This is a genomic window from uncultured Sneathiella sp. (assembly GCF_963973085.1).
In the GTDB taxonomy this organism is placed as follows: domain Bacteria; phylum Pseudomonadota; class Alphaproteobacteria; order Sneathiellales; family Sneathiellaceae; genus Sneathiella.
Genome location: NZ_CAXAXA010000003.1, coordinates 94,889 through 107,977 on the forward strand (window position 1 = coordinate 94,889; position 13,089 = coordinate 107,977).

General features: G+C 55.1%; 11 protein-coding genes. 1 reads left to right on the forward strand and 10 read right to left on the reverse strand.

Annotated features, from left to right (window positions below; genetic code table 11):
• The first annotated feature begins 26 nt into the window (after window positions 1–26).
• Complete coding sequence (locus tag AACZ19_RS08440) at window positions 27–1,376, forward strand: adenylate/guanylate cyclase domain-containing protein (protein ID WP_339632920.1); 1,350 nt, start codon at window positions 27–29, stop codon at window positions 1,374–1,376.
• A gap of 8 nt (window positions 1,377–1,384) precedes the next feature.
• On the opposite strand, the gene AACZ19_RS08445 is transcribed toward AACZ19_RS08440, so the two are convergent.
• The 10 genes from AACZ19_RS08445 to AACZ19_RS08490 form a co-directional block, all read right to left on the reverse strand.
• Window positions 1,385–2,569, reverse strand: coding sequence for an ABC transporter permease (locus AACZ19_RS08445; protein WP_339632922.1), 1,185 nt, complete (start codon window positions 2,567–2,569; stop codon window positions 1,385–1,387).
• Complete coding sequence (locus tag AACZ19_RS08450) at window positions 2,566–3,594, reverse strand: ABC transporter permease (protein WP_339632924.1); 1,029 nt, start codon at window positions 3,592–3,594, stop codon at window positions 2,566–2,568. The genes AACZ19_RS08445 and AACZ19_RS08450 overlap by 4 nt, the downstream gene beginning before the upstream one ends.
• Window positions 3,595–3,719: 125 nt before the next feature.
• A complete protein-coding gene (locus AACZ19_RS08455; RefSeq protein WP_339632926.1) occupies window positions 3,720–5,618 on the reverse strand; it encodes an ABC transporter substrate-binding protein in 1,899 nt (632 codons plus the stop codon).
• Window positions 5,615–7,507: an ABC transporter ATP-binding protein gene (locus AACZ19_RS08460; protein ID WP_339632928.1), complete on the reverse strand. Its 1,893-nt coding sequence runs from the start codon at window positions 7,505–7,507 to the stop codon at window positions 5,615–5,617. Before AACZ19_RS08460 ends, AACZ19_RS08455 begins: the two co-directional genes overlap by 4 nt.
• A complete protein-coding gene (locus AACZ19_RS08465) occupies window positions 7,504–8,025 on the reverse strand; it encodes a hypothetical protein (protein WP_339632930.1) in 522 nt (173 codons plus the stop codon). The genes AACZ19_RS08460 and AACZ19_RS08465 overlap by 4 nt, the downstream gene beginning before the upstream one ends.
• Window positions 8,022–8,828, reverse strand: a complete 807-nt coding sequence (locus AACZ19_RS08470; RefSeq protein WP_339632932.1) for a polysaccharide deacetylase family protein — start codon at window positions 8,826–8,828, stop codon at window positions 8,022–8,024. Before AACZ19_RS08470 ends, AACZ19_RS08465 begins: the two co-directional genes overlap by 4 nt.
• Window positions 8,825–9,988, reverse strand: coding sequence for a glycosyltransferase (locus AACZ19_RS08475; protein ID WP_339632934.1), 1,164 nt, complete (start codon window positions 9,986–9,988; stop codon window positions 8,825–8,827). Before AACZ19_RS08475 ends, AACZ19_RS08470 begins: the two co-directional genes overlap by 4 nt.
• On the reverse strand, window positions 9,985–10,566 hold the full coding sequence (locus tag AACZ19_RS08480) for a histidine phosphatase family protein (RefSeq protein ID WP_339632936.1): 582 nt from the start codon (window positions 10,564–10,566) through the stop codon (window positions 9,985–9,987). The genes AACZ19_RS08475 and AACZ19_RS08480 overlap by 4 nt, the downstream gene beginning before the upstream one ends.
• The gene (locus AACZ19_RS08485) at window positions 10,566–11,693 is read right to left on the reverse strand and encodes a glycosyltransferase family 4 protein (protein WP_339632938.1); all 1,128 of its coding nucleotides are present in this window, start codon (window positions 11,691–11,693) and stop codon (window positions 10,566–10,568) included. The genes AACZ19_RS08480 and AACZ19_RS08485 overlap by 1 nt, the downstream gene beginning before the upstream one ends.
• A complete protein-coding gene (locus AACZ19_RS08490) occupies window positions 11,690–12,964 on the reverse strand; it encodes a glycosyltransferase family 4 protein (RefSeq protein WP_339632940.1) in 1,275 nt (424 codons plus the stop codon). The genes AACZ19_RS08485 and AACZ19_RS08490 overlap by 4 nt, the downstream gene beginning before the upstream one ends.
• Window positions 12,965–13,089: the final 125 nt, after the last annotated feature.

Sequence of the window (13,089 nt, forward strand, 5' to 3'; positions counted from 1 at the left end):
GCGGAATTTAGGGGCATATGATCGGGATGTGGACGGGAATTAAGAGAACCATTCTTGGTGAAAAAATAGACGGCAAGCTGCCCGCCCGGGTGCAGGCGGCCATCGCGCGGCAACAAATTCAGTCGGAAATCCTGATCGCCTGGGTACAGGTCTTTATCGTCATTACCTTCTCGACCCTTTATGCGCTCTCGCCGAAAACCTTCTCGGCCGACGCCATGTTCGCGCCTGTTCCCTATGCCTTGCTGGTTTATGGGTTGTTCACGCTTCTCCGGCTTGCGCTGGCATACTGGGGAAAGGTTCCGGCCTGGTTTATTGCGCTTTCTGTTATCGCTGACATGGCGCTTCTGATGTTCCTGATCTGGAGCTTTCATATTCAGTATCAGCAACCGCCGTCTTTCTACCTGAAAGCCCCAACTCTGCTCTATGTCTTTATCTTTATCGCCCTTCGCGCCCTCCGGTTCGAGGCGACCTATGTCCTGCTCGCCGGTGCCTCGGCGGCGATCGGCTGGCTCATCCTGCTTGGCTATGCTGTCCATCTGGATGGCGGCATGGCGCAGATAACCCGGGATTATGTGGAATTTACCATGTCCCACAAAATCCTGCTGGGGGCCGAGTTCGACAAGGTGATCAGTATTATTGTCGTGACCCTTATTGTCGCTCTCGTCATTGTCCGGGCGCGGCGGCTTCTGATTAACTCGGTTGCCCAAGCATCAGCCGCGGAAGACCTCTCCCGCTTCTTCTCACCGGAGATTGCCGCGCAGATAACCCATTCGGAAAGCTGGATCGAACCTGGCACCGGGGAAGGCCGAGAGGCCGCTATCCTTCATTGTGACCTGCAGGGGTTCACGAAGCTTTCGATGGAACGGCCCGCGAATGAGGTCATCTCGCTTCTTGCTGAATATCAATCGCGCATGGTCCCGGTGATCCAAAAACATGGCGGCACCATCGACAAGTTTCTCGGTGACGGTATCCTCGCCACGTTCGGCGCGGCAGTGCCAACGGATCATTACGCGGCGGACTGCCTCCGGGCAATGGAAGACCTGGATAAGGAGGCGGCGGCATGGTCAAAAGAACGGATGGAGGGGGGGGAAGACCCGATGACGGTCCGCTTTGTGTCCGCCGTCGGACCGATCATCTTCGGCGCGGTCGGCGACAGCAGCCGTCTGGAATATACGGTGATCGGGGAGCCAGTCAATCTCGCCGCCAAGCTCGACAAGCATGCGAAGGATGAAAAGGCGACGGGCGTCACTACTCGCGACATGCTGGAGCTTGCCAGGGAACAGGGTTATGCACCGCAAACCCGGCTTGAGCTTCGCGAAGGCCGCCATGTTGACGGAGTCTCGGGAACAGTCGATCTCGCTATTTTCCGCGCCTGATCCCAGACTTACTTGTAAGGATCCGCGGCATCGCGCAGCCCATCACCGAGGAAATTAAACGCCAGCACGACGATAATTACCGGAAGAACCGGATAGATCAGCCAAGGAGTCGTTGCAACCGCATTGATATTGGTTGTCTCGTTCAGGAGAACTCCCCATGACGTGATCGGCGGGCGCAATCCCAGCCCGAGGAAGGAGAGCGCGGTTTCGCCCAATATCATGCTTGGGATAGCGAGGCTGGCGCTGGCGATCAGATGGCTCGCAAAGGACGGCAGCAGGTGCCGCCCGATAATCCGCTTGGGTTTAGCCCCCATAAGCTGCGCGGCGGTACAGAAATCTTCCTCCCGAAGCGAGAGGAATTTTGATCTCACCGCACGGGCAAGCCCCGGCCAATCAAGCAGTCCGAGAATGACAGTAAGCCCGAAGAAGACAAGGATCGGCGACCAGGTCACCGGCAGCGCCGCCGAGAGCGCCAGCCAGAGTGGCAGTTGTGGCAGGGATTTCAACAGCTCAATCGTCCGCTGGATGACATTGTCGATCCAGCCGCCATAATAGCCGGAAATACCGCCCAGAATGATCCCGAGGGTGAAGCTGATGGCAATGCCGATCAGGCCGATGGAGAGGGAAATCCGCGCCCCGTAGATAATACGAGAAAGGATATCCCGCCCGAGCCGATCTGTTCCCAGCCAGAAAAAGCTCGCGAGCTTCTTGTCATCCGGGCAGACCAGATGCAGGTTCGCCTTGAACAGGCCCCAGAACTCATACTCGTCCCCGGCGCAGAAGAACCGCAAGGGATAGGGTTTGTTGGTGTTGACTTCATACTCACGCTTGAGCGTTTCCCGGTTAAGCCGTTGCTTATAGCCATAGACAAACGGGCCGACAAACTCTCCATCATGGAAAAGATGGATCGATTGCGGCGGCGCGAAGATATATTTCGTGTGCCGCGTCTGCAGATCATAGGGCGCAAGAAACTCCGAGATCAGGATCGAAAAATAAAACAGCAGCAGGATGATACCGCTAATCACCGCAATCCGGTGACGACGGAACTTCCACCACATCATCTGCCATTGCGACGCCATGTAGAAGCGTTCCTGTTCGGGCGTGAATTTCTCAACCGAATAAGGATCAAAGGGCTCGCGCGAATACCAGTGTTCGAGTGGTGGTTCCTTGTTGGGTCCAGACGTGTCGGTCATTTCGTCGCCCCTCCGCTTAATCGAATACGTGGGTCAAGCACGGCGAGCAGGACATCGGAGATGAACATGCCGACGACTGTTAAAAGCGCCAGAAACATAAGAAGCGACCCTGCCATATACTGATCCTGATTCTGCAGCGCCTCAAGCAGGAGCGGGCCAACGGTTGGCAAGCTCAGAACCATGCTGACGATCACCGAGCCGGAAATTACATCGGGCAGAAGGTTTCCGATGTCGGCAATAAAGGGATTGAGAGACATCCGGATCGGATATTTAATGAGCGTTTTCAGCCGTGGCACGCCCTTCGCCCGCGCCGTCGTCACATACTGTTTTTGCAATTCATCGAGCAAATTCGCCCTGAGCCGCCGGATCATGGCCGCCGTTCCGCTTGTCCCGATGACGACCACCGGCACCAGCATATGGTTGAACACAGAGACGGCCTTGTCCCAGCTCCAAGGCTGATTGATATACTGATCGTCCATCAACCCGCCGATTGAAATGCCGAAATAGACGTTGGCGTAATAAAGCAACACCATGGCGAGCAGGAAATTAGGCGTCGCCAACCCGAGATAACCAATAAGCGTAAACCCATAGTCCCCTATGGAATACTGACGGGTGGCCGAATAAACCCCAATCGGAAAAGCCACAATATAAATGAAAAGGATTGTCGAGAAATTAATCAGGAAAGTCAGGCCAAGCCGATCGCCGACAACTTCTTTCACCGGAAGGTCATAGGCGAAAGACTGTCCCCAGTTTCCCTGTATCAAACCTGAAAACCCGTCCGGCCCCGGCCAGAATCCCATCCAGCGCGCATATTGTTCCAGCGGAGACTTATCAAGGGCATATTGCTCCCGGTAAAAAGCAATTTTCGCCATTGCCGAAGCGGATTCACCCTGTGATTTCAGCTCTTCCATATGGTTGGAAAGATAATCTCCCGGCGGTAGCTGAATGATGATGAATGTCAGAATACTGATTACCAGCAATGTGGGAATCATGATCAGTACTCTGTGTACAAAATAAGTTAACATTCAACTTTGCCCCGCGCGGCCTCGAACTTCATCGGCTCCGCCTCATACAATTCTTGCATTGTTCGCCTAAAAGCCGATCGACGTCAACTGGACCTCCGAAATATGCCTTCATCTTCACGGAAATCCTATTTTTCGAACCAGAACAGGTCTGGATGGTACATTCCAAACTGCGCTCCGGGATCCCAGTTGTAAAACCCTTCCTCGGGGACATTCCGCAACGTCTCCGCGACGACTACAGGCTGAAGAATGGCGCCTACTACGCCAATCGTAAACTGCTGTTCTGCATGAATATCAAGCATTTCCCGCCAGATTTGGGCCTTTTCATCATCATCTGTAGAGGCCAGCCATTGCTGGTACAGATCAAAAAGCCGTTGTGCCTCCGGCATGTCAATGGGTTCCCCCGACTTGCCCTTCGTCTCGAAATACTGTCCCCATTTCGGCCATTGATAGCTTGTCTGGCTGGTCGGGGCGCGATCCGCCGGGCTTGATTGCGCATTCGGAATACCATTCTCATAACCGGACCAGACCGACATCACCGTTTCACCGGAAAAAATGCGATTGCGGAAGACCGCCCGCTGCGACGGTTTGGTGAATACTTCCACGCCCACCTTCTCCCAGGATTCATGTATCAATTCCAGAATATCCGACTGCTCCGTCTCTTCGCCGGCGGTTTCAACGATAATGATGAGCGGCTCCCCATTGGGCAGCAATCGAATCCCGTCATTGTTGCGCTCCGTCAACCCCATCTCATCAAGAAGTGCATTGGATTTTCCATAATCAACCGTCGCCCATTTCGTTCGCAACTCTTCCGTATAAAAGGGGCTTATCTTCTGCACAGCGTTGTTTCCCTCGACCGCAAGGCCGAAGAACAGGATGTCATTGATCTCCTCCCGATCTATGGCAAGCGAGAGCGCGCGGCGAAATCGGACATCCCGCATGAGCTTGCGCCAAACCGGATCTTCGCTGTTGAGGTTCGGATACAGGGTGAAATGCGAACCGCGCGCCGTCTCCCATAGTCGGACTTCATAATGGGACCTTTTCTCATTCTCTTTCAGGAAGGTGGCGTCCTGTAAACGAAGGCCGCGAGCCTGCAAATCAACATCCCCCGATGCCGCTTTCGCCGGGATCAGCCGACCTTCCGATACGGTGAAAATCAACCGGTCAATATAGGGCAACTGGCGCCCTTCCGGATCGACCCGGTGAAAATACGGGTTACGCTCGCCCACAAAGCGGGTAGCGGGCGAGGCCGTCGTGTTCCGCCATGGCTGCAATGTCGGCAAGTCTGGGTTGTCGAACTTATAGAGATTATCAAGACGGTTATGCTGTGCCGCCCAGCTTTTGAGCATGATTTTCTGCTTCGGCGTCAGCTTTGATTTATCTATATGATCCACATGATGGTTTTTCAGATAACTGGACGGTCGATAGATCAGCAAGGGTGCCGCGCCCGCAAGATCTGAAAGGAAATTCGGGTTCGGCTTGGACCAGGAATAAATGACCGTCCGCTCATCCGGAAATTCAACTTTCGGCATTTCGCCATCGATCAGCAGTGACGCCGGGGGGCCGGCAGGAGACAGCTTCGGGTTCTGGGCTATATCTTCCCACCAGTAGCGAAAATCCTCGGACGTAAAGGGCGCGCCATCGGACCATTTATGCCCTTCGCGCAAGGTCATGGTGAAAATTCGCCCTTCCTCGACATCCATGGCCTCGAGGATATCCGGCTCGATTTCCAACTCCGGTGTAAACCCGACAAGACGTGCATACCCATTGACAAACATGAGCTTCACGTCGGACGGGCCGCCGATCAATGTTCTTAGGTCTCCCCCATATTCGCCAATGGTCTGCTCTTCCATGGGTGTCACAACGAGCGGGGTTTTCGGCAATCGCTCTTCCACCGGCGGCATGGTGCCGGCGCTGACAGAGGCTTTAAAAAACGGGACTTCCGCCTTGGCAATATTGGTCATCATCAACGCCAAGCCCGCTATCCACAGACCGTTCAGACAGATTTGATGCCACGCTATCCTCATAGCCGCAACTCCTTCACATCCGTATTCTCATGTACCCGGACATAATGGCCGCCACCAATATCCATCATAATAGGGCTGGTGTGAATATCCGCTGTAAACGGCGCGGGCCATAGTTCCGGATTTGAGGCTTTTTCTTCCACCAGATCAGAAAAATTGAGCCGGTGGTTAGGATCGGGTTCCGGGACTGCCGCTAGCAACCGTTTTGTATATGGGTGCACCGGATTGTTGAACAATGCCTCCTTCGGGGCCGTTTCCACCAGACGCCCTTTGCACATAACGGCAATGCGGTCCGCAATATAATCCACCACCGCGAGATTGTGGGAGATAAAGAGGTATGTCAGCCCGAGCTCGGCCTGCAAGTCCTTTAAAAGGTTAAGGATTTGCGCCTGAATGGATACATCGAGTGCAGAAACAGGTTCATCGCAGATCAACAGGTCGGGCTTGAGGGCGAGCGCCCGCGCAATGCCAATTCTCTGGCGCTGGCCACCCGAGAAGGAATGCGGATAGCGCCGCAAAAACCGGATATCCAGCCCAACAAGCGTCATCAACTCGCGTACAGTCTCCGCTCGCTCTTCCGGTGTGCCGACGTTATGAATAATCAGCGGTTCGCAAATTATATCGTAAACCGTCATACGCGGATTCAGCGATGAAAAGGGATCCTGGAAAATAAACTGCACCTTGTTGCGATAATCAAACAGGGCGCCGCCGGAAAGCCCGAGGACATCAATATCGCGCCCGCGATCGTTATAGGTTACCTCGCCGTCCGTTGCCGTAAGGGCCCGCAGAATCAATTTGGAAAGAGTTGTCTTGCCGCACCCGCTCTCTCCCACAAGGCCAAGGCACTCACCGGGTTTGATAAAGAAGCTGACATTATCCACTGCCAATACTTCACCGCCCGGCTTCGCGCCAAACAGCGAGGATTTGCGCGTCGTGAATCTTTTTGTCAGGTTGCGCACGTCCAGGATCGGCTTTTCATCTCCCGTGGCAATCGGCCGCGGGTTCGCCTGCTCAAGAAACTTGCTGTTGGCATCACGCTTGATTTCACGGATCGGAGTCAGGCGCTCGCCCCGCTTCATATTAAAGCGCGGTATCGCCCGCATCAGTGCCTTCAAATAAGGATGCTCCGGGTTTTCGAAAATGTCGTCTATGGTTCCCTGTTCCATCACCTTCCCATGATACATCACCACGATCTCGTCGGCCATGCTGGCGACAACTCCAAGATCATGGGTAATCAGCAAAATAGCCATGCCGAGCTGTTTCTGAAGCCGCTGCATCAAGTCCAGGATTTGGGCCTGTATGGTCACATCCAGCGCGGTTGTCGGCTCATCGGCGATGAGCAGCGCCGGATGACAGATCATGGCCATTGCAATCATCGCCCGTTGACGCAGGCCGCCCGAAAGTTCGAACGGATAGGTATGGAAGGCTGCATCCGGATCCGGAAACCCGACCAGACGAAGCATATCCACCGTGGTTTGAATGCCTTCCTGCTTGGTTTTCTTATGATGCAGGTGCAATGCCTCGGATATCTGGTCACCAATAGTATGAAGCGGCGACAGCGATGTCATTGGCTCCTGAAAGATGATGGAAATCCGTCCGCCGCGGATATTGCGTATTTCCTTGCTGTCGGGTTTCAGTTTCGCAATATCATAAAAAACCCCCGGCTTCTCGGGGTCAAAAAACAGGATTTCACCGCTGGTGATATGGGCAGGCTTGGGGAGGATAGACATAATCGCCTGACTGATCACGGACTTTCCAGAACCGGATTCACCCACCAATGCGACGGTTTTACCGTCTGGCACGCGAAAACTGACCCCCTCTACCGCCTTGATCGTGCCTTCCGCAACTCTGAACTCGACTTTCAGGTCCCTGACAAGCAAAACATTCGTCATCGGCCCGCCGTTCTATACTCTAATGAACCGTCACTTTGGGGAACGGTGATGCCAAGCGCCTGCAAATTCATTCCGGTGCTTGCATCCAATACAATACCGTTCCGGACAGCGGCCCGGAAGGCGTGCCTTACCAACTCCTCAAAATCGTCAATCGTTGAATCGATGCTCAATCTCGCGCCTCCCCCTTTCAGCTTCAGGTTCATCCACCCCGCTTCCCTGTCCCGCCGGGTAGAGTAATAGTTCAGGCTGAATCCTTCTAGTTCTTTCCACTCAATCCGCCGGTTTACAGGGCCGGACATGACAATGCCTGTCCCGCTAACCTCGAAGCGAGTAAAATGCCGGAGAACTGTGCGCAGGCCATAAGCCAAAAAGGCACAAAGCAAAAATACCAGCATGTAAACAATGACAGATATCGGGTTTAACAACAAGAGCGGAACCAGCGTCAGGACAATGCCAAAAAAGCTGCGCAGATAACTACCAAGCAGGCTTTTGAAGGGATATGTGAAGACCGCTGTCATTCCAGCTCCTGCGCTGCCTCCTTATGGAATGCCTCATCCGGCAGATCGTCGATCAGGGCAAGGGCCCCTTCAATGGTGACAAACCGCACCGCCGGATGCTCCGTCAGCGCCGACAACAACTTATAGAGCGCCGCCCAGATTTCCTCATCATGCACGAGATGGTGGGTGAGCAGACCAGTCGGTTCTATCGGATCCGCCTTTCCCTGGCGCCGCACCGCCAGATGCCCGGTGACCATCTCCAGGAAATCCGATTCCGGCAGTACGCTCCGATCGCCGCGCCAGTTAATGGGATCGACATGGGTGTTAACTTCGGCGAGCATTGGATGGAGAAGCGCCGCTTTCCGGGCCTTGTAGCGGGAAATGCCGACGAAACCAAGATCCGACAACACACCAAGATGGTTTTCTGAGATCCGGTTCCAGGGTGGCACCAGTATGGGCACAAACTGGTCGGTGAAAATTCGCGTAAGCACTTCCTTTCCCTCTGCTAGGGCTGCTTTCACTTCCCCGGCAGGGCGATTTTCGGGGAATTCCGATTTCTTCTGCCCCTTGCCAGCGAAATTCTCATGAGCGAACCCATGCTGGAGGATCGCACAATGCTCAAGATGATTGACAAGCTCCGCATCTACATTCGCCGGAATAACAGCAAGCGCGAGCGGTAGGTCGAAATGTTCTTTGAGATGCAATAGCCGGTCAAGCGCAGGCGTCGGCGCAGTCAGATCATCATCGCGCCACCAGAACGTCGCAACCTTCCCTTCTGTCCTCCAGAGGTCGAGCTCTCTTTTCAGGCTGTCCCAATCACTCATATGCCCTTATCTGTCCATTTTTGCAGCAATTCTATCGTTTTCGCCCCACCATTAACATCAATTTCGGCGCGTGCTGGGGGGCCATTCAGAGCGTCATCCACCTTTGCAGCGAGAATTTCAGGGGTCAGCCCCTCTTCATCGGCGATTTGCAGAACGCCTTTCTCGGCCAGCAGCCGGGCGCGCAATGTCTGTTCTGTCTCCAGCCCACCTGCGTAAGGCACAATCACGGCGCGACATTTCGCATGGAGCGTTTCCATCACCGTATTATAGCCTCCCTGACTGATAGATAGTGCACAATTCATCAAAAGCGTCGTGAAATCGGGACGGGCACGCTGGACGATCACACCATCGGGGGCGAGCGCAGCAAGCTCATCGAATATCTCTGTTTCGACCGTCGCACCAACCATCATCCGCCAAGTCAGATCTTTTGCAGAGGAAAGGGTCCGCGCCTTCATCGCCGATTTCAGAAGATTGGTGCCGACCGCACCGCCGCCGCTGGAAACGATCACTTCCCCCGCGCCCGGGGCCTCCGGTCCGCCCTTGACGCCTGTATGGTCGACCACATAGCCGGTATAGAAGATCTTGTCCCTGATCCGCTCCGTATGGGGGAAGGTCTTGTCGAGGGAGATCAACTCCGGGTCGCCATGCACCATCACATAATCGAAATAAGTCTCCACCAGACCCAGCATCTCGTCATTCCGGCCCGGCTTTTTCTGCGCCACCAGGATATCCCGGACGGAAGAGATAATGAGCGGGCGGGGGCTGTCCTTGCTTGCCGCTTCCAGCATGGGGAGGAGTTCGAACCGCATCTGCCGTCGGCCGAAAGGGAACAGCTCCGTAATCAGTATATCGGGTTTTTGCTCATGATAGATATCGAGCAGCATATTTGCCCGTTTCTGACGCCATTCATCGTCAATCTGCTGCCCTTCCTCATCGACCAGCACCTTGAAATAAAGGTCCGTCGCCCGCGTCGCGGGAAGCTGGATCAGCCGCGCACCGCCGAGATCGACATCAATTTCATGCCCGCCGGAGACGACCGTCACATCGAAGCCCGTGCGCATCATGTTGCGGGCCAGCGTTGCCGTCCGCTTCAGATGTCCGATACCGAGCAGATGCTGGACATAGAACAGTATTTTGAGCGGATTTGATTGGTCTGTCATGCGTCTTCCATACTGATATTGATGCGGAGTGGGCGGATATCGCCACTTGCGCTTACTTCAAAAAGATGACCCGTCGCCCAATCGAAACTGACAGGCGCCTTGTCGGTCATATCCCAGTTATAAGCCAGGGATTTAATCGCCCGGATCACTCCCTTATGGGTGACGGCGATCGTATCCGACGCTAGGCTTTTAAGCCACGGCTGAAGGCGTTCCACAACATCCGCCGGGCTTTCCCCGCCCGGTGGCGTCATTTGCAGGCCCCGTGCCTCGTTATACCGGAACTCCGCGCCATATTTTTCGTGAAGAGCCTTTAATGTCTCCCCTTCCCACTCGCCCCAGCTCATTTCAATGAGCGCCGGTTCCAGCTTCAGATCTGATGCTCCCAGCAGTTCTGCCGTTTCCTGTGTTCTTTTAAGCGGGCTTGCAACCCAGTCGAATCCTGAAAACTCATCTGGCACCCGCCGCCCTGCAAGCTCCTCGCGTCCAAGCTGGCTCAAAGCTATATCCGTCCGGCCCTGAATTTTCTTGTTCAGGTTCCAGTCTGTCTTGCCATGCCGGATCACCAACAGCTTGACCATCAAACCGCCCCTTCAATCGCTTTTTTGAGGATATCCGCCGCGGCAGACAGGGTTCTCTCCGTCTCGACAAATGCCCTTGCTCGCTTCCCCATGGTAAGCCGCAATTCATCATTTTGGAGCAATTCGTCAACCGCACGAGCGAACGCAGCCGGATCGCCTGCCGGTGTCAATATCCCGGTTTCCCCATTGCGGACAACATCCGGCACCCCGCGGATATTTCCCGCGATAACGGGAAGGCCGCAGCCTTCTGCCTCAAGAAATGCCATGCCGTAGGCCTCACCATGAGCGGGCCAGGTGTAGATATCCGCAAATTCATACCAGGCTGGCAGTTCTTCCGGCGTCATGACGCCAAGACAGATGGCCCGTTCACCAATTGGCGCGAGCGCTGCCTCCACGTCCCGTCGTCTTTCCCCGTCGCCAATCACCAGAAGCTGCCAGCCGGTCTCCGTCACTAGAGACAGTGCCTGCCCAAGCTGCTGATAGGACATCATCTTATCGCCGCCGCGCATCATTGCCACCGCGAGAAGGGTTTTGACATCCTGCCGCCCGCCCCTCTTCTCAAGCACATTGCCAATGTCAACGGAAACCGCCTTTTCGCGAAAGCTCTCGATATCAAGAAAGGGCGGCAGCAAAATAAGCCTGTTTTCAGCTGAAACCAAAGGCTTCAGGCAAGCCCCGTCTAGCACTGTCATATGAAAAACGACGCGCGCAAAGCCAATAGCGTTCACGGCGGCCTCATATCCCGTTCGCCAGTCACCCTTGGCGCGCTTCGGCGCATGGCTCGCTTCGGCAACAAAATAGGGGATTTGAAGTGCACGGCAGACTTCAGGACCAATCCAGTCCGGCGCCTTATGGTATAGGTGATAGGTGAACCAGCCGTCCGGCGCTGTGTCCGGCGCCTCTCGCCATTTTTCGATCAGGCGCGCCGCCTCCACTTCTCCTTGCCTCTTAACCGATTGTTGGAAGTCCGGATCTCCTCGTCTATCAAAACTGCGCAGGCCCGAGGCAAGTTCCATCGCAAATCCTGCTTGCTCCAACGCCGTCCAGAGCAGCCGCCCCATCCGCCGGTCGCCGGAGGGAACCGGATGATCGGGCGATTTCATGGGCGCATAGAAAGCCAGCTTCATGTCTTGCGCCCGCCTCTGGTTTCATCGGACGGGGCATGCAGTTTCTTGTACAATTTCCCGATCAGGTCGTTTGCATCGAATAATTCCCGTAGCCGTTTGTTGCCTTTTTCCGCAAATTGCTCGCGCAGGGCCGGTTCAGCGCAGAGCCGCATCAATGCCGCTGTCATGGCTGCCAGGTTCCGTTCCGGGACAAGCAGACCGGTCTCCCCGTCAATGACCAGTTCCGGTATAGCGGAAACATTCGTTGCGACAACGGGGAGCTTCTGACTTTGCGCCTCCATCAGGACATTTGGCAGGCCATCCCGGTCACCATCGTCGGCGATCCGGCTTGCCAGTACGAAGATATCGGCCGATTGCAGCGCGGCAAGCACTTCCCGCTGCGGTAAAGCCCCGCGCCAGTCTATCCGGTCGGCGATACCCAACTTGGTTGCCACGGCTTTCAAATCTCCAAGCAGCGGGCCGCCCCCAATATGGACGAAGCGCCAGTTCAGCTCTTGAGGAAGAGCCGCAAGCGCCGTCAGAAGATCATCATAGCCTTTCTTGGCCACGGCACGGCCGACAGAGAGAATTTCGACCGGAGCCTTCAGGTCAGTTCCATCTCGGTCATACGACCGACTGACATACTCCGGAAACCGGGTGAGATCTAGGCCGTGATACATTAGCTCCACCTTCGAGTTATCTGCCGACAACTCCCCAAGATACTTGGCATTCACCGACGTGCAGGTCACAAGCCAGTCAAGATCGGCCAGTTTCTCGCGCAGCTCCCATTCAGGTGTTGTCCAGATATCCTTCGCATGGGCGGAACAGCTCCACCCCATTCCTGCGATCATACTTGCGTAGCGGGCGACAGAGGCGGGCGTATGCAGGAAATGGGCGTAAATCGTCTTCGCGGCTTCCGGCATTTCCGCTGCGAGCACAAGTGCCTGACCGAAGCGTCGAATGCGGTTCGAGGTAAGATCCCGGCGCAGATCTTTACGCCAGACGGCCCAAGCCTCTCGATAGCCTGGACGATGCCGCACTTTCCACCAGGATTTCAGAACACGCAACGGTTCCTGATAGAGATACTCAGGAAGGTAGTTGACGGGAGCGGAAATCTCCTCATGCACCGGATGGGTTGATTTATCCGTCGGATGGCGGAGCGACACCAAAGAAAGGTTCAGCCCGCGCTGTTCGAGGGCAAGCAATTCCTGCGCGATAAAGGTTTCCGACAGGCGCGGGTAGCCTTTCAGCACCACGATGACGGTTGAGCTCTCATTTTCTGGGATCGGCATGGCGCTCCGGCTAGGATTGATGTTCCGGCATTGTTAAGGGCAGATTGTGAAAAATTCAACCTGCAATGCGGCAATGATCACGGATCACGCCGATTGTGAAAAATTTCCTCCTTGCGGCAGGGGAC

Bases quoted from the DNA above. Each gene is read 5' to 3' on its own strand.
- AACZ19_RS08440 (WP_339632920.1), top strand. From the start codon at position 27: ATGTGGACGGGAATTAAGAGAACCATTCTTGGTGAAAAAATAGACGGC.
- AACZ19_RS08445 (WP_339632922.1), bottom strand. From the start codon at position 2,569: ATGACCGACACGTCTGGACCCAACAAGGAACCACCACTCGAACACTGG.
- AACZ19_RS08450 (WP_339632924.1), bottom strand. From the start codon at position 3,594: ATGTTAACTTATTTTGTACACAGAGTACTGATCATGATTCCCACATTG.
- AACZ19_RS08455 (WP_339632926.1), bottom strand. From the start codon at position 5,618: ATGAGGATAGCGTGGCATCAAATCTGTCTGAACGGTCTGTGGATAGCG.
- AACZ19_RS08460 (WP_339632928.1), bottom strand. From the start codon at position 7,507: ATGACGAATGTTTTGCTTGTCAGGGACCTGAAAGTCGAGTTCAGAGTT.
- AACZ19_RS08465 (WP_339632930.1), bottom strand. From the start codon at position 8,025: ATGACAGCGGTCTTCACATATCCCTTCAAAAGCCTGCTTGGTAGTTAT.
- AACZ19_RS08470 (WP_339632932.1), bottom strand. From the start codon at position 8,828: ATGAGTGATTGGGACAGCCTGAAAAGAGAGCTCGACCTCTGGAGGACA.
- AACZ19_RS08475 (WP_339632934.1), bottom strand. From the start codon at position 9,988: ATGACAGACCAATCAAATCCGCTCAAAATACTGTTCTATGTCCAGCAT.
- AACZ19_RS08480 (WP_339632936.1), bottom strand. From the start codon at position 10,566: ATGGTCAAGCTGTTGGTGATCCGGCATGGCAAGACAGACTGGAACCTG.
- AACZ19_RS08485 (WP_339632938.1), bottom strand. From the start codon at position 11,693: ATGAAGCTGGCTTTCTATGCGCCCATGAAATCGCCCGATCATCCGGTT.
- AACZ19_RS08490 (WP_339632940.1), bottom strand. From the start codon at position 12,964: ATGCCGATCCCAGAAAATGAGAGCTCAACCGTCATCGTGGTGCTGAAA.